General features: G+C 70.7%; 22 protein-coding genes and 1 riboswitch. Of the genes, 8 read left to right on the top strand and 14 right to left on the bottom strand.

From position 1 onward, the window contains the following. Nucleotides 1-97: 97 nt before the first annotated feature. Genes bluB through cobA form a run of 3 tightly spaced genes read right to left on the bottom strand, consistent with a single transcriptional unit; the run spans nucleotide 98 to nucleotide 2,884 of the window. The gene (gene bluB, locus ACSVC7_RS26405) at nucleotides 98-754 is read right to left on the bottom strand and encodes a 5,6-dimethylbenzimidazole synthase (protein ID WP_448206307.1); all 657 of its coding nucleotides are present in this window, start codon (nucleotides 752-754) and stop codon (nucleotides 98-100) included. Continuing rightward, entirely contained in the window at nucleotides 751-2,085 is a 1,335-nt protein-coding gene (locus tag ACSVC7_RS26400; protein ID WP_448206308.1) for a cobyrinic acid a,c-diamide synthase CobB, read from the bottom strand. The genes bluB and ACSVC7_RS26400 overlap by 4 nt, the downstream gene beginning before the upstream one ends. Beyond that, complete coding sequence (gene cobA / locus ACSVC7_RS26395; protein ID WP_448206309.1) at nucleotides 2,075-2,884, bottom strand: uroporphyrinogen-III C-methyltransferase; 810 nt, start codon at nucleotides 2,882-2,884, stop codon at nucleotides 2,075-2,077. The genes ACSVC7_RS26400 and cobA overlap by 11 nt, the downstream gene beginning before the upstream one ends. Here cobA and ACSVC7_RS26390 point away from each other — a divergent pair. Beyond that, nucleotides 2,883-4,055, top strand: a complete 1,173-nt coding sequence (locus ACSVC7_RS26390; protein WP_448206310.1) for a cobalt-precorrin-5B (C(1))-methyltransferase — start codon at nucleotides 2,883-2,885, stop codon at nucleotides 4,053-4,055. The genes cobA and ACSVC7_RS26390 overlap by 2 nt on opposite strands. A 131-nt stretch (nucleotides 4,056-4,186) precedes the next feature. On the opposite strand, the gene cobM is transcribed toward ACSVC7_RS26390, so the two are convergent. Genes cobM through cbiE form a run of 3 tightly spaced genes read right to left on the bottom strand, consistent with a single transcriptional unit; the run spans nucleotide 4,187 to nucleotide 6,569 of the window. Continuing rightward, complete coding sequence (cobM, locus tag ACSVC7_RS26385; RefSeq protein ID WP_448206311.1) at nucleotides 4,187-4,948, bottom strand: precorrin-4 C(11)-methyltransferase; 762 nt, start codon at nucleotides 4,946-4,948, stop codon at nucleotides 4,187-4,189. After that, nucleotides 4,945-5,346 carry a cobalamin biosynthesis protein gene (locus tag ACSVC7_RS26380; protein ID WP_448206312.1) on the bottom strand — a complete coding sequence of 134 codons (402 nt, stop codon included), beginning with the start codon at nucleotides 5,344-5,346 and terminating at the stop codon, nucleotides 4,945-4,947. Before ACSVC7_RS26380 ends, cobM begins: the two co-directional genes overlap by 4 nt. After that, entirely contained in the window at nucleotides 5,343-6,569 is a 1,227-nt protein-coding gene (gene cbiE / locus ACSVC7_RS26375) for a precorrin-6y C5,15-methyltransferase (decarboxylating) subunit CbiE (RefSeq protein ID WP_448206313.1), read from the bottom strand. Before cbiE ends, ACSVC7_RS26380 begins: the two co-directional genes overlap by 4 nt. Nucleotides 6,570-6,610: 41 nt before the next feature. Between cbiE and ACSVC7_RS26370 the strand changes: the two genes are divergently transcribed. Then, nucleotides 6,611-7,372 carry a cobalt-precorrin-6A reductase gene (locus ACSVC7_RS26370; RefSeq protein ID WP_448206314.1) on the top strand — a complete coding sequence of 254 codons (762 nt, stop codon included), beginning with the start codon at nucleotides 6,611-6,613 and terminating at the stop codon, nucleotides 7,370-7,372. Here ACSVC7_RS26370 and cobJ read toward each other — a convergent pair. The 8 genes from cobJ to ACSVC7_RS26330 form a co-directional block, all read right to left on the bottom strand. Then, complete coding sequence (gene cobJ / locus ACSVC7_RS26365) at nucleotides 7,354-8,133, bottom strand: precorrin-3B C(17)-methyltransferase (protein WP_448206315.1); 780 nt, start codon at nucleotides 8,131-8,133, stop codon at nucleotides 7,354-7,356. The two genes, ACSVC7_RS26370 and cobJ, sit on opposite strands and share 19 nt — an antisense overlap. Beyond that, nucleotides 8,130-8,873: a precorrin-2 C(20)-methyltransferase gene (locus tag ACSVC7_RS26360; RefSeq protein ID WP_448206316.1), complete on the bottom strand. Its 744-nt coding sequence runs from the start codon at nucleotides 8,871-8,873 to the stop codon at nucleotides 8,130-8,132. Before ACSVC7_RS26360 ends, cobJ begins: the two co-directional genes overlap by 4 nt. After that, nucleotides 8,873-9,514: a precorrin-8X methylmutase gene (locus tag ACSVC7_RS26355; RefSeq protein ID WP_448206317.1), complete on the bottom strand. Its 642-nt coding sequence runs from the start codon at nucleotides 9,512-9,514 to the stop codon at nucleotides 8,873-8,875. Before ACSVC7_RS26355 ends, ACSVC7_RS26360 begins: the two co-directional genes overlap by 1 nt. Beyond that, nucleotides 9,507-10,886: a precorrin-3B synthase gene (gene cobG, locus ACSVC7_RS26350; RefSeq protein ID WP_448206318.1), complete on the bottom strand. Its 1,380-nt coding sequence runs from the start codon at nucleotides 10,884-10,886 to the stop codon at nucleotides 9,507-9,509. The genes ACSVC7_RS26355 and cobG overlap by 8 nt, the downstream gene beginning before the upstream one ends. Further along, entirely contained in the window at nucleotides 10,883-14,269 is a 3,387-nt protein-coding gene (cobN, locus tag ACSVC7_RS26345; protein ID WP_448206319.1) for a cobaltochelatase subunit CobN, read from the bottom strand. The genes cobG and cobN overlap by 4 nt, the downstream gene beginning before the upstream one ends. A gap of 152 nt (nucleotides 14,270-14,421) precedes the next feature. After that, nucleotides 14,422-15,492, bottom strand: coding sequence for a cobalamin biosynthesis protein CobW (cobW, locus tag ACSVC7_RS26340; RefSeq protein WP_448206320.1), 1,071 nt, complete (start codon nucleotides 15,490-15,492; stop codon nucleotides 14,422-14,424). Between the two features lie 27 nt (nucleotides 15,493-15,519). After that, nucleotides 15,520-16,233 carry a CbtA family protein gene (locus tag ACSVC7_RS26335; RefSeq protein WP_448206321.1) on the bottom strand — a complete coding sequence of 238 codons (714 nt, stop codon included), beginning with the start codon at nucleotides 16,231-16,233 and terminating at the stop codon, nucleotides 15,520-15,522. A gap of 10 nt (nucleotides 16,234-16,243) precedes the next feature. After that, complete coding sequence (locus tag ACSVC7_RS26330) at nucleotides 16,244-16,432, bottom strand: CbtB domain-containing protein (RefSeq protein ID WP_448206322.1); 189 nt, start codon at nucleotides 16,430-16,432, stop codon at nucleotides 16,244-16,246. 38 nt (nucleotides 16,433-16,470) lie between these two features. Continuing rightward, nucleotides 16,471-16,687: riboswitch (cobalamin riboswitch) on the bottom strand. Nucleotides 16,688-16,973: 286 nt separating this feature from the next. Between ACSVC7_RS26330 and ACSVC7_RS26325 the strand changes: the two genes are divergently transcribed. From ACSVC7_RS26325 to ACSVC7_RS26300, 6 genes are all read left to right on the top strand, one after another. Continuing rightward, the gene (locus ACSVC7_RS26325) at nucleotides 16,974-17,744 is read left to right on the top strand and encodes an ABC transporter ATP-binding protein (protein WP_448206323.1); all 771 of its coding nucleotides are present in this window, start codon (nucleotides 16,974-16,976) and stop codon (nucleotides 17,742-17,744) included. Then, entirely contained in the window at nucleotides 17,737-18,459 is a 723-nt protein-coding gene (locus ACSVC7_RS26320) for an ABC transporter ATP-binding protein (protein WP_448206324.1), read from the top strand. The genes ACSVC7_RS26325 and ACSVC7_RS26320 overlap by 8 nt, the downstream gene beginning before the upstream one ends. A 42-nt stretch (nucleotides 18,460-18,501) precedes the next feature. Then, nucleotides 18,502-19,704: an ABC transporter substrate-binding protein gene (locus ACSVC7_RS26315; RefSeq protein ID WP_448206325.1), complete on the top strand. Its 1,203-nt coding sequence runs from the start codon at nucleotides 18,502-18,504 to the stop codon at nucleotides 19,702-19,704. 181 nt (nucleotides 19,705-19,885) lie between these two features. Beyond that, entirely contained in the window at nucleotides 19,886-20,773 is an 888-nt protein-coding gene (locus ACSVC7_RS26310; RefSeq protein ID WP_448206326.1) for a branched-chain amino acid ABC transporter permease, read from the top strand. 3 nt (nucleotides 20,774-20,776) lie between these two features. Then, nucleotides 20,777-21,772 carry a branched-chain amino acid ABC transporter permease gene (locus ACSVC7_RS26305; RefSeq protein ID WP_448206327.1) on the top strand — a complete coding sequence of 332 codons (996 nt, stop codon included), beginning with the start codon at nucleotides 20,777-20,779 and terminating at the stop codon, nucleotides 21,770-21,772. Nucleotides 21,773-21,804: 32 nt separating this feature from the next. Beyond that, nucleotides 21,805-22,590, top strand: coding sequence for a 3-hydroxybutyrate dehydrogenase (locus ACSVC7_RS26300; protein ID WP_448206328.1), 786 nt, complete (start codon nucleotides 21,805-21,807; stop codon nucleotides 22,588-22,590). Nucleotides 22,591-22,950: the final 360 nt, after the last annotated feature.

Genomic DNA, 22,950 nt, shown 5'->3' with positions numbered 1-22,950 from the left:
TTGTGTGCGCTGCATCATATCTTGGCCTTGCCCATTCTCGGGGCGTTTCCTCCCTAGACTCAGGGCCGCGGCTTTCCGCGGCCCTTTTTTCTTGCCCTCACCCCCGCTCGCCCCAGCGGTCCTGGAAGACCAGATCCTCCAGCGGCAGACGCTCCCGCCAGCCGGCCTTTTCCAGCTCCGGCGTCTCGTGGAAGTGGGAGACGTGGCCGATGCACAGGTAGGCGATGGGGACGATCCGCTCCGGGATGCCCAGCGCCTCGCGGATCTTGTCCTCGTGCAGGATGCTGACCCAGCCGACGCCCAGCCCCTCCGCCCGCGCCGCCAGCCACAGGTTCTGCACGGCGCAGACGCAGGAATAGAGGTCCATGGTCGGGATGTGCGTGCGGCCCAGCACGACGGGGCCGGCGCGCTCGCGGTCGCAGGTGATGCACAGGTTGACGGGCGCCTCGCGGATGCCTTCCAGCTTCAGGCGGTTGTAGAGCGCCTGCCGCTCGCCGGTGAACAGGCTTGCCGCTTCCTCGTTGGCCTGCGTGAAATCGGCGTGGACGCGGGCCTTCACCGCCGGGTCGCGGATCACGATGAAGTTCCAGGGCTGCATGAAGCCCACGGACGGCGCGTGATGCGCGGCGGTCAGGATGCGGGTCAGCACCTCGTCCGGCACCGGGGCGGGGGCGAACTGCCCGCGCACGTCGCGGCGCGAGAAGATGGCCTTGTAGAGCGCGTCGCGCTCCTCCGGTGTAAAGGCGTGGTTCATTCGGAACGGTCCGCCGCGATGACGTGGAAGAAGGACGCGAAGACGTTGCCCCGCCGCCCGCCGAGCGGCCCGAGGTCCGACCCGTCTGCCGCCGTGGCGGTGACCAGCGGATCGTCCTCCCCGCGCGCGAGGACGGAGGCGTAGTGGAACTCGTGCCCGCGCAGCGCCGTGCCGGCCCGCCCCAGTGGGGTGTCGGCCAGCAGCACCGCCCGGCGGTAGCCCAGGTGCAGCTTCCGCTTGGCGAAGGAGGTCCGCACGCCGAGCAGCCCCAGCATCGGGTGCGTGGTGCCGCCTGCGTCCTCCAGCGTTTCGCCCAGCACCATGTAGCCGCCGCACTCGCCATAGACAGGCCGGGTCTCGGCGAAGCTGCGCAGGGATTCGCGGAACCGCCCGGCGGCGGCGAGCCGCCCCGCGTGCAGTTCCGGATAGCCGCCGGGCAGGTAGACGGCATCCGAGCCCTCCGGCGGTGCCTCGTCGGCCAGGGGGGAGAAGGTCACGACCTCCGCCCCCGCCACGCGCCAGCTTTCCAGCAGATGCGGGTAGGCGAAGGTGAAGGCGGCGTCCCGCGCGATGGCGATGCGCTGCCCCAGCGGCGGCAGGGCGGGCGCGAAGGCCCCCTCCGGCGCGCGCGACGGCGTGGCGAGCGCCGTTATCTTGTCCAAGTCCACATGCTGCGCGACGAAGCGGCCGAGCGCCTCCAGCCGCGCCTGAAGGTCCGCCGTCTCCTCCGCCTGGATCAGGCCCAGGTGGCGTTCCGGCAGGATCACGTCGGGCGTGCGGGGCAGGGCGCCCAGCAGGGGAATGCCCAACGCCTCGATGGCGGTGCCGGCCAGCGCGGTGTGGCGGGGGCTGCCGACGTTGTTCAGGATGACGCCGCCGATGCGCACGCCCTCCCGGTAGGTCGCGAAGCCCTTGACCAGCGCGGCGGCGGACTGCGACTGCCCCTTGGCGTTGACCACCAGCAGCACCGGCCAGCCGGTGCGCTCCGCGATGTCCGAGGTGGCGCCGGTGCCGGTGGCCCCGACGCTCGCCACGCCGTCGAACAGGCCCATCAGGGCCTCGCAGACCAGGATGTCCGTGCCGTCCCCGGCGCGGCGGACCAGCGAGTCCAGCAGGTCCGGCCCCATGGACCATGTGTCGAGGTTGTAGCTCGGTCGCCCGGTGGCCGCCTGATGGAAGGCCGGGTCGATGTAGTCCGGCCCCGCCTTGACCGCCCCGACCGCGAGGCCCTGCGCCCGCAGCGCCGCCAGCAGGCCCAGCGTCACCGTGGTCTTGCCGGTGCCGGAAGCCGGCGCCCCGACGATCAGCCCGCGCGGCGCCTTACCGGGCATGGCCGACTCCTTGGGGAAGCCACTCCAGCACGGGGCGCAGGCGCACCACCTCGCCGATCACGATGATGGCCGGGGGCTCCAGGCCGCTTTTCGCCAGATCCTCCACGCAGGTGCCGAGCGCGGTCACCAGCACGCGCTGGCGCTCGGTGGTCGCGTCGGTGACGACGCCGACGGGGGTATCCGGGGGCAGGCCGCCCTCCATCAGCTCCGCCGCGATGCCCGGCAGACCCTTCCAGGCCATGTAGAGGATCAGCGGCGCGCCCGTGGCGGCCAGCGCCTTCCAGTTCGGCCCGCCCGCGCAGGAATGGCCGGTCGCCAGGATCACCGCCTGGTTGGCCGTGCGGTGCGTCGCCGGGATGCCGGCGTAGGCCGGGCCGGCGATGCCCGCGGTGATGCCGGGAATGATGCGGAAGGGGATGCCCTGCTCGGCCAGCGCCTGCGCCTCCTCACCGCCGCGCCCGAAGACGAAGGGGTCGCCGCCCTTCAGCCGCAGCACGCGGTGCCCCTCGCGCGCCAGCTCGATCAGGCGGTTGGTGATGTCGTCCTGCTGGGCGGACGGCCGCCCGCCGCGCTTTCCCGCGAACTCCAGCCTTGCCGTGGGCGATGCCAGCGCCATGATCCGTTCGCCGACCAGCGCATCGTGGACGATCACGTCGGCTTGCCTTAGACCTTGCAGGGCCAGCAGGGTCAGCAGGCCGGGGTCGCCCGGCCCGGACCCCGCCAGCCAGACGCTGCCGGGGGCGAAGGGAACCGGATCCAAGGGGAAGGGGAGGGAGTCGGGCAACGGCTCTGTGGTCATGGACGAGCACTCAGCGACGGAAAACGGGGCGACGGAAGACGGGGCAGCGGAAAACGGCGTGGAGAGCGGAGAGGGCGACGGTAAGGCCTTGCGCCGGGGTTGGACGACGGGCACCTGCGCCACTGCCGCCGCGCGCGCGGCCTGCGAGGCGCTGTTCACCGGCAGCTTCCCCGACCCGGTGACGGTGACCCTGCCCGGCGGCCAGACGCCGGCTTTTACTTTGGCCTGGACTAGCCAGGGAGACGGCTGGGCGGCGGCCGGCGTGGTCAAGGACGCGGGCGACGACCCGGACGTGACGCACGGCGCGCTGATCCGCGCCCGCCTGTGGCGTGCGGAGCCCGGCCAGGGCGTCGTCTTCCGCGCGGGCGAGGGGGTCGGCACCGTGACTCGCCCCGGCCTGCCGGTCCCGGTGGGGGAGCCCGCCATCAACCCGGTCCCCCGCGCCATGATCCGCCAAGCGGTTCAGGAAGCGGCGGCGCTGGCCGGGCAGCCGGCGGACGTCGTGGTCGAAGTGTCGGTGGAGAATGGGGAGGTGCTGGCCCGCCGCACCATGAACCCGCGATTGGGCATCGTCGGCGGCCTGTCGATCCTGGGGACCACGGGCATCGTCGTGCCCTATTCCTGCGCGGCCTGGATCGCCTCCATCCAGCGCGGCGTCGACGTGGCGCGCGCCGCCGGCCTGCCCCACGTCGCGGCCTGCACCGGCGACACCTCGGAAAAGGCGGTCGTCGCCCGCTACGGCCTGCCGGAACACGCCCTGATCGACATGGGCGATTTTGTCGGCGGCACGCTGAAATACCTGCGCCGCAACCCCGTGCCGCGCCTGACGCTCTGCGGCGGCTTCGCCAAGTTCGGCAAGCTGGCGCGCGGCCTGCTGGACCTGCATTCCAAGCGCAGCAGCGTCGACCTCGACTGGCTGGCGGACCGCATGGCGGAGCTTGGCGCCGCGCCCGAGCGGGTCGCGGAAGCCCGCCACGCCAACACCGCGGCGCATGTCCTGGGCATAGCGAAGGACGCTGGCTTGCCGCTCGCCGACCGCGTGGCCGCGCTGGCGCAGGACGCGGCACTCGCCGTGCTGGACGGCGCCCCCGTGGAGGTCGAGGTGCTGGTCACCGACCGCGCCGGAGCCATCGTGGGTGAGGCCAGGTGGCGGGGACCACATCAGCCATAGTCCCCTCTCCCCTCCGGGGAGAGGGTTAGGGTGAGGGGGGTGCGCTTTGGCCGGACGCGCCGCCACGCGCAACCCCCTCACCCTCCCCTCTCCCCGGAGGGGAGAGGGTTTCTGGCCGTGGATGGGCGTCCTCACTCCCCCAACCCCCGGTACCGCCGGACATGCGACCCGTCGTAGAGGGCGCTGCACCGGAAATCCTCCACGCCCAGCGCCGGGCCGACCAGGATCAGCGCGGTGCGCTCCATGGGTGCTTCGGCGACCTTGGCGGCGATGTCGGCCAGCGTGCCGCGCAGAACCCGCTCGTCCGGCCATGTCGCCCGATAGATGACCGCCGCCGGGCAGTCGGCGCCGTAGAGGGGCGTCAGCCGCTCGACCACCCGGTCGATCACATGGATGGACAGGTGGATGGCCAGCGTCGCGCCGGACTGCCCCAGCACCTCCAGCGTCTCGCTTGCGGGCATGGCGGAGGCGCGGCCCTCCGTGCGTGTCAAAATCAGCGTCTGGCTCACCTCCGGCAGGGTCAGCTCCCGCCCCAGCGCGGCGGACGCCGCCGCGAAGGCCGGCACGCCGGGGGTGATGGTGTAGGGGATGCCCAGTTCCCGCAGCGCCCGCGTCTGCTCGCCCAGCGCGCTGAACACCGACAGGTCGCCGGAATGCAGCCGGGCCACGTCCTGCCCGGTCTCATGCGCCGCTTTGAACTCCGTCACGATCTGGTCGAGCGTCATGGGGGCCGTGTCCACCACCCGCGCCCCCGGCGGGGCGTAGGCCAGGATCTCCTTCGGCACGAGGGAGCCGGCGTAGAGGCAGACCGGGCAGGCGGCGATCAGGTCGCGGCCGCGCAGGGTCAGCAGGTCGGGGGCGCCCGGTCCGGCGCCGATGAAGTGAACGGTCATTGGGAATCCCCCGAGATGGCGAGCGCGCAGGTCGCGCGCTGAGTGGAGCGGCGCGGCAGCAGCAGGCGAGCGCCCGGCCCGGCGGCGGCCAGCGCCGCGGCCTCGGCCACGGACGCCACCCCCACGGCGGCCTCTACCCGCGCGGAGCGGGTGACGGTCTGGTCCTGAGCGGCGGCAAGGGCCGCGTCATCGATGAAGGTCAGCGGCAGGGCGAGCCGACGCGCGGCCTCCTGCACGCCCGCTTCGCCGCGTTTGCGTTCGGGTGCCGCCAGGACGGCACAGGCAGCATCACTCAGCTTCGCTTCCTCGAAGGCGGCGCGGACCAGCGCGGCGATCTCGTCGCCGGGACAGCCGGAACGGCAGCCGATGCCGGCGGCGATCATAGGGGCCGCGATCATAGCGCCTTCTCCGCCAGCCACAGCGTGACCGGCATCAGCGGGCGCCAGCCGGTGAAGCCGCCGATGGGGGCCGCGCGGCTGACCGCGATCTGCGACAGCTGCCCGCCCAGCCGCTTGTGCGCCGTGATCAGCATGGCCTCGCTTTCCAGCGTCACGGCGTTGGCGACGATCCGCCCGCCGGGCTTCAGCGCGGTCCAGCAAGCGTCCAGAACGCCGTCGTTGGTCAGCCCGCCGCCGATGAACACCGCGTCCGGCGCGGGAAGCCCGCTCAGCGCCTCCGGCGCCTTGCCGCGCACCAGCTCCAGCGCCGGCACCCCGAAGGCGGCGGCGTTGGCGGGGATGCGGGCGAGGCGGTCCGCCTTGTGCTCGATGGCGATGGCGCGGTTGGTTGGGTCGCTCAGCATCCATTCCACGCCGATGGAGCCCGACCCGGCGCCCACGTCCCACAGCAGCTCCCCGCGCCGGGGCGCCAGCCAGGAGAGGGTGACGGCGCGGATCTCGCGCTTGGTGATCTGCCCGTCATGCTCGAACCAGTCGTCGGGCAGTCCCGGCGTGCGCGGCAGGCTGCGGGCGCCGGGCACGGCGACGCACTCCACGGCCAGCGTGTTCAGGTCGGCGACGCGCTCCGCGTCCCACGCCTCGGCGGTGGCATCGACGCGGCGTTCGCGCGGGCCGCCCATGGCCTCCAGCGCGGTGATCCGGGACGGCCCGAACCCGTGCGCCATCAGCAGAGCCGCCAGCTTGGCCGGAGTCGTGCCGTCCCAGGACAGGGCCAGCAGGCGCGCGCCGTCTTGCAGGTGCGGGATGACCAGCTCCAGCGGGCGGCCGTGCACGGTCAGGCACACCGCCTCCTGCAACGGCCAGCCCAGCCGCGCCGCCGCGAGGCTGAAGGAGGACGGGGCGGGGACCACCAAGGTTTCCTCCGCCGGGACGATCCGGGACAGCGTGGCGCCGATGCCGTACCAGGACGGATCGCCGCTCGCCAGCACGCAGACCCGCCGTCCGCGCCGCACCAGCAGGGCGGGGTAGGCGTCCGACAGCGGCGAGGGCCAGGACAGCCGCTCCTGCCCGTTCATCTCCGGCACCAGGGACAGGTGCCGGGCGCCGCCGGCCAGCAGTTCGGCGCTTTCGACCAGGGCGCGCGCGGCGGGGGACAGGCCGTCCCACCCGTCCTCGCCCAGGCCCACGATGCTGAGCCAACGCCCCGGTGATGTGCTATTCATCGCGCGACCCACCGGCTGAGAGGGAAACCATGAAGGCGCTGATGCCTTTCAAAGCGCTGATACTGGGCGGCACGACGGAGGCCACGGCGCTGGCGCGCCTGCTGACCGGTCATCCGGCCATCGACGCCACCGTCTCGCTGGCCGGGCGCACCAAGCAGCCGGTGCTGCCGCCCCTGCCGACCCGCATCGGTGGCTTCGGCGGCGTGGACGGGCTGGCGGCACACCTCGTCGAGAACGGCATCCAGGCGGTGGTGGATGCGACGCACCCCTTTGCCGACCAGATCTCCGCCAATGCGGCGGCGGCCTGCGCGCGCGCCGGTGTGCCGCTGCTGGTGCTGACCCGCAAGCCCTGGATGCCGGGCGAGGGCGACCGCTGGATCGGCGTGCCGACCATGGAGGCCGCCGCCGAAGCCCTGCGCCCGCTGGGCGAGAACGTCTTCCTGACCATCGGCCGGCAGGAGGTCGCGGTGTTCGAGGCGGTGCCGGACAAGAGCTACCTGATCCGCGCGGTCGACCCGCCGGAGCCCACGCCAAACCTGTCGCGCCACTGCCTGATCCTCGACCGCGGTCCCTTCACGCTGGACGGCGAACTCGCCTTGCTCGCCGAACACGACATCGATGTGATCGTCAGCAAGAACAGCGGCGGCACGGCGACCGAGGCGAAGCTGGAAGCGGCCCGCCGCCGCGGCATCCCCGTCGTGATGGTCGAACGCCCCCCCGGCAACGGCGTGGCCGAGGTCCACGACGCGCCGTCCGCGCTCCGCTGGCTGGAGGGGCTGGCCGGTCACGCCCGCACCCCGTAGCTGCGCGGGGTGTAGACCCAGGGCTGCGCGCCGTCGCGCGGGACCAGCCGGGTGTGCGAGGCGCCGATGATGACGCAGGTCCGCATGTCGGCCTGGGCCGCGTCCACCGCACCCAGCGTCGTGACGATCAGGTTTTCGTCCGGGCGCCCGACCGCCTGCGCCAGGATGACGGGCGTTTCCGGTGAACGGATGTCCCGCAGCGCGTCGAAGGCGGCGCCAAGCTGCCAGGGGCGGGCGCGGCTGATCGGGTTGTAGAGCGCGATGACGAAGTCCGCCTCCGCCGCCAGACGCAGGCGCTTCAGCACAACGTCCCAGGGCTTCAGGTTGTCGGACAGGGAGATGGCGCAGAAATCGTGCCCCAGCGGAGCGCCCGCGCGCGCGGCGGCGGCCTGCATGGCGGAAATGCCGGGATCGACCTGAAGGGGCACCCGGTGCCACGCGTCCGGCGCGTTCGGGTCGTCCAGTGCTTCGAACACGGCGGCGGCCATGGCGAAGACGCCGGGATCGCCACCCGACACCACCGCGACCTTGCGGCCCTCCGCCGCCAGTTGCAGGGCGTGGCGGGCACGGTCCAGCTCCACCCGGTTGTCGGAGGCGTGGCGCACCTGCGGCCCCGGCGGCACGCGCTCCACATAGGGGAAATAGCCGACGAGATCCGTGGCCTCGGCCAGATCGCGCCGGGCCTCCGGCGTCAGCCAGTCCTCCGTCCCCGGCCCGAGGCCGACCACCTTCAACCAGCCATCATTTGGGTTGGCAGTCATCGCCGCAGACCCACGCCGGGAATGACGATCTGCGAGAAGTAGGGCGCGACTTCCGGAGCCTCGGTGAAAGGCAGGACGCGCTGGTTCTCCATGCTCGCGCGCTCGATGTACCAGGCGCGGTCGGCGAGCCCGGCGGCGATCACGGCGCGGCGCACCTTCGGCAGGTTCTGGCCCAGCTTCATGATGACGGCGGCGTCGGTGTTGTTGAGCGCGGTCAGCAACGCCTCCTCGCTCAGCGTGCCGGGGATGACCGACAGCACGTCGTCGCGCAGCGTCAGCGGGCGCGGCAATAGCGAGGCGCTGCACGACATCGACGTGACGCCCGGCACCACCTCCGTCGGGAAACGGGAGGCCAGCCGCAGGAACAGGTGCATGAAGCTGCCGTAGAAGAAGGCGTCGCCCTCGTTCAGCGCGGCGATGTTGCGCCCGGCCTTCAGATGCTCGGCCAGCCGCTCGGCGGATTCGTCGAAGAACTCCTCGATCTGCCGGCCGTAGTCCGGGTGCTGCGGCGGCAGCTCCACGGTCACCGGATAGACCAGCGGCAGTTCGATGTGCTCCGCCGTGATGCAGTCGGCGGCGATGCGCCGAGCCTGGCCGGAGGTGCCGCGCTTGCAGAAATAGGCCACCACCGGGCAGGATTTGATGGTGCGGATGGCGCGGACAGTCATCAGGTCCGGGTCGCCGGGGCCGACGCTGACGCCAAAAAGCTTGCCGGTAATGGTTTGGGGATCGGTGCTCATTATTCGACGTCGCTCGCCAGGGCGTTGACCGCGGCCGCTGCCATGGCGCTGCCGCCACGCCGGCCCCGGATGGCCAGGAAGGGAATGCCGTAGGAATGCTCGGCCAGAGCGTCCTTGCTCTCGGCGGCCCCCACGAAGCCGACGGGGAAGCCCAGGATCGCCGCCGGCTTCGGCGCGCCGTCGCGGATCATCTCCAGCAGCTTGAACAGCGCGGTCGGCGCGTTGCCGATGGCGACGACGGAGCCTTCCAGCTTGGGCCGCCACAGCTCCAGCGCGGCGGCGGAGCGGGTGTTGTCCACCTGTTTGGCCAGATCCGGCACGGCCGGGTCGCGCAGGGTGCAGATCACCGCGTTGTCGGCCGGCAGGCGCGCCCGCGTGATGCCGTGCGCCACCATCTCGCTGTCGCAGAGGATCGGCGCGCCGGCACGCAGGGCCTTGCGCGCGGACGAGCCCACGTCGGGGGAGAACATCAGCTCCCGCGCCGCATCGACCATGCCGCAGGCATGGATCACGCGCACGGCGACCGGCTTCAGGTCGTCGGGCAGGGCGGACAGGTCGGCCTCCGCCCGGATGGTGGCGAAGGACTGCCGGTAGATGGCCGCTCCATCGCGGATGTAGTCGTAAAGCGGCGCATCAGACACGGGACAACTCCTCGATAGAAAGATCGGCCACGGCGTCCACCGCCTCGGCCGGCGTCAGGCCGGACCGCCAGGGTTCGGCGCCGGGAACGGCGTTCAGCGCGACATCGTAGACGCCTTCACGCGCGGTCAGCGTGACATCCGCAGCGCCGGGATGCGCGCAGCCCTTCACGCAGCCGGAGACATGCACCATCCGCACCCCTTCCAGCAACCCCGGCGCGCGCCGGGCGATGGCGAGGCCGTCGGCGTGGGTGTCGGTGGTGCCCACGTCGCAGCCGGTGATGCCGCTGCACGCGGTGATCTTCAGACGCACGTCGGCGGGGGACAGGATGCCGCCCAGCGCTGCGGCCTTGTCCGCTTCGGCCTCGCCCGCCCCGACCAGCAGCAGGGCGCGCCAGGGGGTGAGGCGGAGTTCATGGGTGAGGTCGGCCAGCGCCTCCAGCCGGTTGCAGTCCAGGCGCCCGAAGGGGAAGGCCACGCCGAGCCAGGAGGGTTGGGGGCCGAGGAACAATTGCCCCCTCCCTAACCCTCCCCCGCCGATGGCGGTGGAGGGGACTGCCGCCGTCTTTCCCTCCACCGCCACAGGCGGGGGAGGGAGGGACCCACGCGCCAGCGTGGGGGGGAGGGGGCACAGAGCCCCAACCCGCTCCCGCACCGCCTCGACCCCCACCGCCTTCACCAGCCCCGCCATGCGCCGCGGCGGTTCCACCAAGCCGGCGCGCAGGTCGAGAAACGCCCGCGCGACCGCCGCGCCCAACTCCACCATATCCTCCGGCCGGCAGAGCCCCAGCAGCGCCGCCGTTCCAAGATCGCCGCCCAGGCCCACGCGAAACCGCGGCCCATCCTCCGTCGCCACGGCCTCGAACCGCAAGTCGGTGCTGCTGTCGAACAGAGTCGCCCGCCCGCCGCCGTCCACCAGCCAGCCGAACTTGGGCGGCAGCCGGTGCAGATCCGCGTCCGCCGCCAGCCGCGCGTCCAACTCCAGCGCGAAGGGGCGCACGTCCAGCACGGCCTCTGCGTCCAGCCCGGCGGTAGGGGAGGTCAGCACGTTGCGCACCGCCTCGCTTTCCGCGTCGGTGGAGACGTAGCCGAGCAGCCGCAACTCCTCGATCAGCGTGCCCATGTCCTCGGCGCGGACGCCGCGCAGTTGCAGGTTGCCGCGGTGGCTGAGGTCCACCAGACCGTTGCCGAAGCGCCGACCAAGCTCCGCGATGCGCTTGGCCGCAGCGCTCGGCAGCACGCCCGCCGGGACGCGGACGCGGACCAGAAGGCCGTCGCCGACCTCCATGGGCGCCAACACGCCGGGGCACATGCCGCGCCGGCGTGGGGCATTGCGGGGCGGCGCGTTGCGGGTTGGAACCGGTTGCGTGGTCATGCGACCATCTCCTTGCGGCGGCGCAGATCGTCGCCCGTTGAGTTGCGGCGGGGGTGCCAGAGCCCGCGCTCCAGCGCCTCCGTCAGGCGGTCCAGGATATGTCGGGCGGCGGCCGGATTGGACTGCGCCAGGAAGTCCCACACCCGCTCGTCCTCGACATAGGCGTCGAACATCTGGTCGAAGTGGTGCGGGCGCACCGCCGCCGTGGTGGCGGCGAAGGCGAACAGCGTGTCGACGCTGGCGGCCAGCTCCGCGGCCCCCCGGTAGCCGTGGCGCATCATCCCCGCGATCCAGCGCGGGTTCGCGGCCCGGCCGCGCAGCACGCGGGCGATCTCCTCCGACAGGGTGCGGACGGCCAGCTTCTCCGGCTCCGACGTGTCGAGGTGGTAAAGCGTCGGATCGTTGTCCGCCAGCGCGGCGGCGGCGGAGAAGCCGCCCTCATACTGCATGGAGCCGTCGGTGGAGAGCACGTCGTGCTCCCGCTGGTCCTGGTGGTGGACCAGGGCGTCGGCCTCGCCCACGCGGCGGCGGAACAGGGTGGGCAGGGGCACGCCCTCCAGGTCCTTGCCGTAGGCGTGGCAGCTTCCCTCCAGATAGGCGGCGCCGAAGTCGGCCCGCGCCGCCCAGTCGCCGCGCGCCACCATGCCCGGCAGGGCGGTACCGTAGACGCCCGGCGCCGAGCCGAACACCCGCGCGCTGGCCCAGCGGTCGGCATCCTCCGGCGCGGTCCCGCCGGCTTCCAGCGCGGCGCGGTCGGCGCGGACGGCGACGGCGACGGGGTTCACGTCCGCCGGCTCGTCCTCCGCGATCACGGCGCGGACGGCCTGGTCGAACAGCGCGATCTGCTGCGGGAAGACGTCGCGGAACAGGCCGGAGATGCGCAGCGTCACGTCCACGCGCGGCCGGCCGAGCACCGATGCCGGCATCACCTCGAATCCGGTGACGCGGCCGGAGCCATTCTCCCACAGCGGACGCACGCCCAGCAGCGCCATGGCCTGCGCCAGCTCGTCGCCGCCGGTGCGCATGGCGGGCGTGCCCCAGCAGTCCACGACCAGCCGCTGCGGCCAATCGCCGTGGTCTTGCAGGTAGCGGGTGATCAGCGCGTCCGCCGCCTGCCAGCCCAACGTCCAGGCGGTCGGCGTCGGTACCCCGCGCGGGTCCAGCGCGTAGAGGTTCCGCCCGGTGGGCAGCGTGTCTGCCCGCCCGCGCGCCGGGGAGCCGCCGGGGCCGGGCCTCACGAAGCGCCCGTCCAGCCCGGCGAGCAGCGCCGCCATCTCCGCCTCGCCGCAGGAGTCGAGCCGGCCGGCGACATCCTCGTCCTTCGTGAAGCGGGCGACGGCGGCCAGCAGGCGGGCGCGGCGTTCCGGCTCCGGCGTGGTGCCGAAGACGTGCAGGCCGTCGCGGATCTGCATCTCCTTCACGTCGCAGAGATGCGCGTCCAGCCGGTTCAGGACCGTGTCGGGATCGTCGTCGGGCCGCAGGTTGCAGTCGGCGGCCACGCCCGACCGCCACGCCAGATCGAGGATCGTTTCGCGCAGCGTGCCCAGCCGGCGCGGGTCCAGCCCGGTCGCCTGGCTGTACTCGTCGATGGCCTGTTCCAGGGCGGCAAGGTCGCCGTGCAGACCGGCCTCGACCGGCGGGGGCGTCAGGTGGCCGATCAGCACGGCGCCCAGACGGCGGCGCGCCTGCACGCCCTCGCCCGGATTGTTCACGATGAAGGGGTAGAGGCAGGGCAGAGGGCCGGCCACGATCTCCGGCCAGCAGTCGGACGACAGCGCCACCGCTTTGCCCGGCAGCCATTCCAGCGTGCCGTGCGCGCCCACCTGCACCAGCGCGTGGATGCCCACGGCGTGCCGAAGCCAGAGGTGGAAGGCGAGATAGCCGTGGCTGGGAGGCGTCTCCGGGTCGTGATGCTGCGCGGTGGTCAACGGGCCGTGGCCCCGGCTGGGCTGCACGGCGACGACAGCGTTGCGGCAGGTGACGACGCGGAAGTGGAACGCGCCGTCGGAGAGGAGGGGATCGGCGCCTTCATCGCCCCAGGTCGCGGCGATGCGGGCGCGGGCCTCGGCGGGGGCGAGGCGGCGGTAGTCCTCCAGGCTGAGGCTTACCGTGGCCCCGCCGGTCAGGGCGGCCATCAGCGCGGCGGAATCGGTCGGGGCGCCGTCGATGCTGTAGCCCTCACCCCGCAGGCGGTTCAGCATGCCGACGACGCTGGCCGGCGTGTCGAGGCCCACAGCGTGGCCGATGCCGCCGCCCGGCCCCGGATAGTCGGACAGCACCAGCGCCAGCCGCCGCTGCGCGCGCGGGGTGGCTCCGAGAGTCACCCAGGCCAGCGCCAAGTCGGCGGCAAAGGCGACGCGGTCGGGCACCGGGCGGATCAGGGTGGGGGCGAACTCCAGTTCCGGATCCGTCTCGCACTCCGCCTTGAAGGCGACGGCGCGGGTCAGGATGCGGCCGTCCATCTCCGGCAACACCACATTCATGGCGAGGTCCGACGGTCCCAGCCCGCGCGCGGAGGCCCGCCAACCGTCCTCAGGTGCCGTGCTCAGCACCACTTGCAGCACGGGCGTGCCGTTGGCCTCCAGCGGCGACCCGTCCTCCCGCGCGGCGGAAAAGCCGGTCAGGTTCAGCACCACGGCGGCGTTGCGGGCGGTCAGGGTTGCGCGCATCCAGGCCGCGCAGTCCGGCTCCTTCAGGCTCGCCACGAACAGGGGCAGGGGGGACAGGCCGCGTTCGGCCAGCGCGTCGCACAGGGCGTGCACCGTCTCCAGGTCGCCGGCCAGCAGGTGGGAGCGGTAGAAGATCACCGGAGCCGTCGGGCCGCTCGCCGTGCCCCGCCAGCCCTCGTAGGCGCCAAAGCGCGGCACCGGTGCCGGCTCGCGCCAGGGCCGCTCGTGCCCGGCGAGCGTGGCGGCGTAGGCCAGCAGGTTGGCCATGTTGTCCGGCCCGCCCTCGGTGAAATAGCACCACAGGCGTTGCGCGGCGTCGGGTGGGACGGTGCCGTAGCCATCCAGGCTCGGGTTCGGCTGCGCGCAGCCCGGCAGCACGGCCAGCGCCACGCCCGCCTCCCGGCAGGCGGCGGCCACCGTGTCCAGCCCATAGCGCCAATAGCCCGCCCCGCCCAGCAGGCGCAGCACCACCAGCTTGGCATTGCGCAGCACGGATTCGACGTAGAGGTCAACCGACAGCGGATGCCCCAGCCGTGCGAGGTTCGCCAGCCGCAGCGAGGGGAGTTGCGCGCGCTCCCGCCTCCAGGTGGTGGCGAGCGCCGTCAGGTCGCTGTCGGAAAAGGACAGCACCACCAGCTCCGCCGGAGTCTGCCCCAGGTCCACGGCCTGGGGGCCGGCGTCGAGATCTTCCTGGCGGGCGGCGAGCAGGTGCATGACAGACGGTGCTTTGCGTGAACTCTGCGTTGTCCCCTCTCCCCTCCGGGGAGAGGGTTAGGGTGAGGGGGATGCGCATGGCGGGGCGTTCGGCAAAAGCGCAACCCCCTCACCCCGCCCCTCTCCCCAGAGGGGAGAGGGAGAAGAAGAGCTTAGCCGATCGCCGCCGTCACTGCCTCCCGGTCCAGGCCCGTTTCGCCGATCACCACCAGACGGCTGCGGCGGGGCTCGTCGGCTTTCCAGAAGCGGTCGAAGTGGGTCTGGATGCGGGTGCCCACGCCCTGGACCAGCAGGCGCATCGGCTTGCCCGGCACGTCGATGAAGCCCTTCAGGCGCAGCACGCCGTGGGCGGCGGCGACGCGCTCCAGCGTCTTCGCCAGGGCCGCCGGGTCCGGCTGGGGGCCGAGTTCCACGATGAAGCTGGTGAAGTCGTCGTGGTCGTGGCCCTCTTCCTCGTCGTGGTGGCTCGGGCGGTTGGGGAGGTCGTCCTCGACCGCCGCGCCGACGCCCAGCAGCACCAGCGGGTCCACCTTGCCGTTCGACGCGCGGATGATCTTGGCGTCCCGTGCGACGCCGCCCTCGGCCATGGCACCCCGGATCAGGTCCTCGACCTTCGCCAGTTCGGCGGCCTCGACCAGATCGGTCTTGTTCACCACGATCAGGTCGGCGCAGAGCAGCTGGTCCTCGAACACCTCCTCCACCGGGGTTTCGTGGTCCACCTGCCCGGCGTCGGCGCGCTGGGCGGCCAGCGCCGCCGGGTCGGGGGCGAAGCGGCCCTCGGCCGCCGCGGCGGCGTCCACCACGGCGACCACCCCGTCCACGGTCACCCGCGTCTTGATGGCCGGCCAATGGAAAGCCTGGACCAGCGGCTTCGGCAGGGCGAGGCCGCTGGTCTCGATGATGATGTGCTCGGGCGGCTCCGGGCGGGCCAGCAGCTTTTCGATGGCCGGGACGAAGTCGTCGGCCACGGTGCAGCACAGGCAGCCGTTCGCCAGCTCGATGACGTCGTCCTCGGTGCAGGTCGGGTTGCCGCAGGCGCGCAGGATCTCGCCGTCGATGCCGACGTCGCCGAACTCGTTGATGATCAGCGCCAGCCGCCGCCCGGCCGCCTGCTCCAGCAGGTTGCGGATCAGCGTCGTCTTGCCGGCGCCGAGGAAGCCGGTGATGACGGTGGCGGGAGTCTTGGTGTTCAGCTTTGGGGCAGCCATCGGGCCGGTCTTCATCGGCCGTCTCCTAAAAGAGCGAAAGTGTCAGGGGCGGGGCGGAACGACCCGCTGCATCAGGGCGCCGCAGGTGCTGCCCAGCGCCGCCCAGAACAGGGCGGCCACGCCGATGGACAGCACGGCGAAGCGTGCGGCCATCTCCGGCGGGACGACGCCTTCCGGGCTTTCCGGATGGGGCGCGCCGACCAGATGCGGCAGCGCCGCCAGCACGACGCCCGCCGCGATGGCGAAGCGGTTCCGCGCGAAGGCGAGCGCCAGCATCCCGCCGGCCGCGCAGAGCGCCGCGGCAATCCACCAGGCCTGCCGGGCCTCCAGCCCCGCCCCGCCCATGCCGGGAAGCTCCGGCGGCAAGCCGACGGCGGGGGCGAGTGCGAAGGCGAAGAAGCCTCCGACACCCCACACCAAGCCGCGCCGCGCGTCCACCGGCGCGCCGGCCAGAAGCATCGTGCCGGCCAGCAGCAGCCCATAGGCCACCCCGACCAGCAGGTTGGTCACGACCGTCAGACCGACGCGCTGGAACGCGTCCTCCTCCGGCGCGGCGGGCGCGGGGGCGGCGTGGACGTGGCCTTGACCGGTGTGGCCGGACTCAGCCGGCGTGGCGGCGGGCGCCGGGACGGTCTCGTACCGTTCGGCTTCCAGGATCAGGGGGACGGTGGTCACCTGCTGAACGACGGACGCGGCCGTGCCGGAGAGCACGCCCGCGACCACGGCGGCCAGAAACAGCCGCCGGAACAGGACCATGGAGAAACGCTCAGTGGCAGGGGAACGCGAAGGAGTGGCGCCCGTCGTGCGCCGCGTCGTGGATCGTCTGCGGCTGGGCGAAGCCGACGCCGAACAGGATGAAGGCGCCCAGCAGCATCGCGCCGAAGGCGGCGGCGACGGTCTGGAGCGACGAGACGGACGAATGACGGACGGCGTTCAGGACGGGGGCGTTCAGCATGATACAGGTTCCCTTCTCCGCCACACCCGGCGGGCTGGACTTGCGGTTGGTCGACGGCAGGTTTCCTGGCTCGCGGGTCGCCGTTCCACCTCCCGCCTTCCCGCCCCATCAGGGACAGTGGCTTTTGGGAGGGGCACTCGCCGCTTACAGTTGCGGGGGCAGCCGCGGCGTTGGACCCCCATCCGGGTCCGCACCGCATTCCCTATTATCCCCGCGCCTTTGCGGTCACGGGGCACCATCGGTTGCGCAGAATTGCAGGGTCGCCCCGCTTTGGCAAGCATCAATACGCATTGGACCGTTTGTGCAAGAATGTTACGGGCCGCCGTCTGTTTGTGTGTCGGGCAACGGCGACAGGCTGTCCGGAATCCTGACGCCGCCATCAGGGTGTCGGCGGGTGGAGGCTGGGCGGATCGTCAGCTTTTCCAATGGTTACGACTGTATCGTCGGTGGTTGGCACGCTACATGCTTGTGCATGTTCCAAAACGCAAAGTCCTGCGTCCGGACGAACCGGAGCCGAATGGGACAACAGGGAGGGGAAGGAATGGCGACAGGCCAGGACATCGTTCTGGAAGCGCGCGGACTCTCGAAGGAGTTCCGGGGCTTCATCGCGGTGAAGGAGGTGAACCTCCAGGTCCGCCGCGGCACGATCCACGCGCTGATCGGCCCCAACGGGGCGGGCAAGAGCACGGTGTTCAACCTGCTCACCAAGTTCCTGGCGCCGACGCGCGGCCAGATCCTCTACAAGGGCCGCGACATCACGGCGATGAAGCCGGCGGACGTGGCGTTGCTCGGCCTCGTGCGGTCCTTCCAGATCTCGGCCGTCTTCCCGCACCTGTCGGTTCTGGAGAATGTACGCGTCGCCTTGCAGCGGCCGCTTGGCACCAGCTTTCACTTCTGGAAGCCCGAATCGAGCCTGCGCGCGCTGCACGACCGCGCCATGCAGCTGATCGAGGACGTCAACCTCACCCCCTGGGCCAACCACACCGCCGCGGAGCTTCCCTACGGCCGCAAGCGCGCGCTCGAAATCGCCACGACGCTGGCGCTGGAACCGGAGGTGATGCTGCTGGACGAGCCGCTGGCCGGCATGGGGCACGAGGACATCGAGCGCACCGCCGCCCTCATCAAGCGCGTGTCCGCCGACCGCACCATCCTGATGGTGGAGCACAACCTGTCGGTCGTCGCCCACCTGTCCGACACCATCACCGTGCTCCGCCGCGGCGAGATCCTGGCCGAAGGGCCATACGACGTCGTATCGCGCAACCCGCAGGTGATGGAGGCCTATATGGGTTCGGGAGGTGTGGGCCATGCCTGACGCAAGCGGAACCAAGACGGCGATGCTGGAGATCAACGACCTGCACGCCTTCTACGGCGAAAGCCACGTCCTGCACGGGGTGAGCCTGGAGGTGCGGCAGGGCGAGGTGGTGACGCTGCTCGGCCGCAACGGTGCGGGCAAGACGACCACCATGCGCTCCATCATGGGCATCGTCGGCAAGCGCACCGGCTCGATCCGCTTCCTGGGCAAGGAACTGATCGGCATGGCGCAGCACAAGATCCCGCGCCTTGGCATCGGCTACGTGCCGGAGGAGCGCGGCATATTCTCCAGCCTGTCGGTGGACGAGAACCTGACCCTGCCGCCCGTCGTGAAGGACGGCGGCATGACCGTGCCGCAGATTTACGAGCTGTTCCCGAACCTCCAGGGGCGCGGCTCCACCCAGGGCACGCGCCTGTCGGGCGGCGAGCAGCAAATGCTGGCCATCGGGCGTATCCTGCGAACCGGCGCCAACCTGATCCTGTTGGATGAACCGACGGAAGGTCTGGCCCCGGTCATCATCGAGCAGATCGGCGTCGCCGTGCGCAAGCTGAAGCAGCGCGGCTTCACCATCGTGCTCGTGGAACAGAATTTTCGTTTCGCCTCGACCATCGCCGACCGCCATTACGTGATGGAGGAAGGCCATGTCGTGGACATGATCCCCAACGATCAACTCGCCCAGAACATGGAAAAGCTGCACGCCTACCTTGGGGTTTGATCCGGGCCGGCGTGTAAAGAAAGCAGAATAAGGGAGTTCGAGATGCTCAAGACTTTGCTGTGCGGCACCGCTTTGCTTGCCCTGACCGCCGGTGCGGCGCACGCGCAGGTGTCCAACAACGTGATCAAGATCGGCGTCATGAACGACCGATCCGGCATCTACGCCGATCTGGCGGGCGAGGGCTCGGCCGTCGCCGCGCGCATGGCCGCCGAGGAATTCGGCAACAAGGTCGCCGGCGCGCCGGTGGAGATCGTCGTCGCCGACCATCAGAACAAGGCCGACATCGCCGCCAACAAGGCCCGCGAGTGGGTGGACGCGGAGAATGTGGACGTCATCGCCGACGTGCCGAACTCCGCCGCAGCACTGGCCGTGCAGGGCATCACCAAGGACAAGAAGCGCATCTTCCTGATGTCCGGCCCGGGTTCCACCGACCTGACCGGCAAGTCCTGCTCGCCCTACGGCTTCCAGTGGACCTACGACAACTACGCCATGGCCGCCGGCACCGCCCGCGCGCTGGTCGAGCAGGGCAAGAAGAGCTGGTTCTTCATCACCGCCGACTACGCCTTCGGCCACTCGCTGGAGGATGAGACGAGCAAGATGGTCAAGCAGCTCGGCGGCAAGGTCGCCGGGGCCGTCCGCCATCCGCTGGGCACGTCCGACTTTTCCTCCTTCCTGCTGCAGGCCCAGGGCTCGAAGGCCGACGTGATCGGCCTCGCCAACGCCGGCGGCGACACGACCAACGCGGTCAAGCAGGCGTCGGAGTTCGGCATCACCCAGTCGGGCCAGAGCCTTGCCGGCCTGCTGCTGTTCATCAGCGATGTGAACGCGCTGGGGCTCCAGGCCGCGCAGGGTCTGATGCTGACCACCGGCTTCTACCACGACATGAACGACGAGACCCGCGCCTGGTCCAAGAAGTTCATGGAGAAGACCGGCAAGATGCCGACCATGGTGCAGGCCGGCGTCTACTCCGCCGTGCGCCACTATCTGAAGGCGGTCGAGGCGGTCGGCTCCGACGATCCGGACAAGGTGGCGGCGAAGATGCGCGAACTGCCGGTGAACGACATGTTCGCCAAGAACGGCAAGATCGGCCCGAACGGCCGCATGTTCCACGACATGTATCTGGCCCAGGTGAAGACCCCGGCCGAGTCCAAGGCCCCGTGGGATTACTACAAGATCGTCAAGACGATCCCGGCCCAGCAGGCGTATCTGGATCCGGCGCAGAGCGGGTGTTCGTTGGTGAAGTAAGGGCGATGTAGGGTTTTGCCCCCTCCCTAACCCTCCCCCGCTTCGCGGTGGAGGGAACTCCGCCGCAAGTCCCGATACCCTCTCCCGCGCAGCGGGGGAGGGAGGGACCCGCGAAGCGGGAGGGAGGGGGCAAAGCCCACACAAAAACAAAAAAGCATAAAACACACAGGGAGGGACGGACATGTTCGACGTGCTGGGGGTGGCGCCCCAAGTCCTGTTCGGCCAATTGCTGCTCGGCCTGATCAACGGCTCCTTCTACGCGCTGTTGAGCCTCGGGCTGGCGGTCATCTTCGGCATGCTGAACGTCATCAACTTCGCCCACGGCGCGCTCTACATGATCGGCGCCTTCGTGGCGTGGCTGCTGCTGAACCAGCTTGGCCTCGGCTACTGGTGGGCGCTGGTGCTGTCCCCGGTCGTGGTCGGACTGGTCGGCGTCGTTCTGGAAAAGACGATGTTGTCGCGGCTCTACAAGCTCGACCATCTCTACGGCCTGCTGCTGACCTTCGGTCTGGCGCTGATCTTCGAGGGCGCCTTCCGCCACTTCTACGGCGTGTCCGGCCAGCCCTACCCGATTCCCGACGCGCTGAAGGGCGGGCAGAACCTGGGCTTCATGTTCCTGCCCAACTACCGCGCCTGGGTCGTGGCGGCCTCGCTGGTCGTCTGCTTCGGCACCTGGTTCGCCATCGAGCGCACGCGGCTGGGCGCCTACCTGCGCGCGGCGACCGAAAATCCGGTGCTGGTCCAGGCCTTCGGCATCAACGTACCGGTCATGATCACGGCGACCTACGGCTTCGGCGTGGCGCTGGCGGGGCTCGCCGGCGTGCTGGCGGCACCTATCTACCAAGTGTCGCCGCTGATGGGCTCGAACCTCATCATCGTGGTGTTTGCGGTGGTGGTGATCGGCGGCATGGGCTCGATCCTGGGCGCGATCGTCACGGGGCTGGGGCTGGGGCTGCTGGAGGGCCTGACCAAGGTCTTCTACCCCGAGGCTTCCAACATCGTGGTGTTCGTCGTGATGGCGATCGTCCTTCTCATCAAGCCCGCGGGCCTCTTCGGACGGGAGCGCTGAACCATGGCCGCCCAAGTCAAAACGACGGATGTCCAGTCGACCACCATCGCCGTGCGCAAGCCGGCGCAGGACTCCTCCCGGAATCTCGCGCTGGTCGGGATCGGGCTGCTGGCGGCGATCGCCGCACCCTTCCTGCTGTACCCCGTCTTCGTGATGAAGGTGCTGTGCTTCGCGCTGTTCGCCTGCGCCTTCAACCTGCTGATCGGCTTCGCCGGCCTGCTGAGCTTCGGCCACGCCGCCTTCTTCGGCGGGGCCGCCTACGTCACGGCACACGCGGCCAAGGTGTGGGGCTTCAGCCCGGAACTGGCCATCCTGCTGGGCACCGCTTTCTCCGCCGTGCTTGGGCTGGCCTTCGGCCTGCTGGCGATCCGGCGGCAGGGCATCTACTTCGCCATGATCACGCTGGCGCTGTCGCAGATGGTCTTCTTCATGGCCCTGCAGCTGAAGTTCACCGGCGGCGAGGACGGCATCCAGGGCGTGCCGCGCGGGCACCTGTTCGGGGTCATCGACCTGAACGAGCCGCTGGCGATGTACTATTTCGTCCTGGCTGTCTTCCTGATCGGCTTCGCACTGATCTGGCGGACGGTGCACTCGCCCTTCGGGCAGGTGCTGAAGGCGATCCGCGAGAACGAGCCGCGCGCCATCTCGCTGGGCTACCGGACGGAGCGCTACAAGCTGCTGGCCTTCGTGCTGTCGGCGAGCCTTGCCGGGCTGGCCGGCGGGACCAAGTCGCTGGTCTTCCAGCTCGCCTCGCTGACCGACGTGACGTGGCAGATGTCGGGCGAGGTGGTGCTGATGACGCTGCTGGGCGGCATGGGCACGCTGTTCGGCCCGGTGGTGGGCGCGGGCATCGTGGTGACGCTGGAAAGCTATCTGGCCGGCACGAACCTGCCGGTGCCTGTGGTGATCGGCGCGATCTTCGTGGTCTGCGTCCTGCTGTTCCGCCGCGGCATCGTAGGTGAGCTTCAGGCCTTCCTGGCCCGCCGCCATCGTCACTGAGAACGAAAGAGCAAAGGCATAGGGGGAAACCCATGAGTGTGAAGGGCAAGGTCGCGGTGGTCACGGGATCCACCAGCGGCATCGGACTCGGCATCGCCCGCGCGCTGGCCGGGGCCGGGGCGGACGTGGTGCTGAACGGCTTCGGCGACGCCAAGGCCATCGAGGAGCTGCGCGCCGGCATCAAGGCGGAGTTCGGCGTGCGCGCCGGCTACCACGGCGCCGACCTGTCGAAGCCGGAGGAGATCCGCGACCTGATCGGCTACGCGGAGACGGAGTTCGGCGCGGTCGACATCCTGGTCAACAACGCCGGCATCCAGCACGTCGCCCCGGTGGAGGAGTTCCCGCCGGAGCGCTGGGACGCGGTGATCGCCATCAACCTGTCGGCGGTCTTCCACGGCATCCACCATGCGCTGCCGGGCATGAAGCGGCGCGGCTGGGGCCGCATCATCAACATCGCCTCCGCGCACGGGCTGGTGGCCTCGGCCAACAAGTCGGCCTATGTGGCGGCCAAGCACGGCGTGGTCGGCCTGACCAAGACCGTGGCGCTGGAGACGGTGGGCACGGGTGTCACCTGCAACGCCATCTGCCCCGGCTGGGTGCTGACCCCGCTGGTGCAGAAGCAGATCGACGCACTGGCCGCCGCCCGCAACCTGAGCAACGAGGATGCCGGCCGCGAACTGCTGAGCGAGAAGCAACCCTCCAAGAGCTTCGTCACGCCGGAACAGTTGGGCGGGCTGGCCGCCTTCCTGTGCTCCGACGCGGCGGCGCAGATGACCGGGGCCAGCGTCAGCATGGATGGCGGCTGGACGGCACAGTGAGGCATGAAATCTTTTCGCCTATGACGTTCGTTCGAGGGTGAGAAGAAAAGCCCTGACCAAAATCCGGTAAATCCGGAACCATTCCAAGAATAACGCGCATCTTCCCCTTGCGCGCGACGCTGCGGTACGATGAAAATCGTAAGAAGTACCGCCGCGTCGCGCTGCATTGCAGCAACCATTGCACCGACGACGGCGCAAGAATGAAAAACAGCCGGTTGCTTTGGAGGGGTGCGTGACGGAAGACCTGGACTTCGAGTCCCTGAAACAGCGCGCGGTCGCGTCGCTGTTCGGGCACCTGGAGGGCATGTGCGTCGGCACCGTGGGGGGGGGAAGGCACAACCGCACCGCCCTGAGGGAAGA

It is taken from the genome of Azospirillum mesophilum (assembly GCF_053470405.2).
Note: the sequence above shows the minus strand (reverse complement) of the source record. Positions and strands in the feature narration are given on the sequence as shown.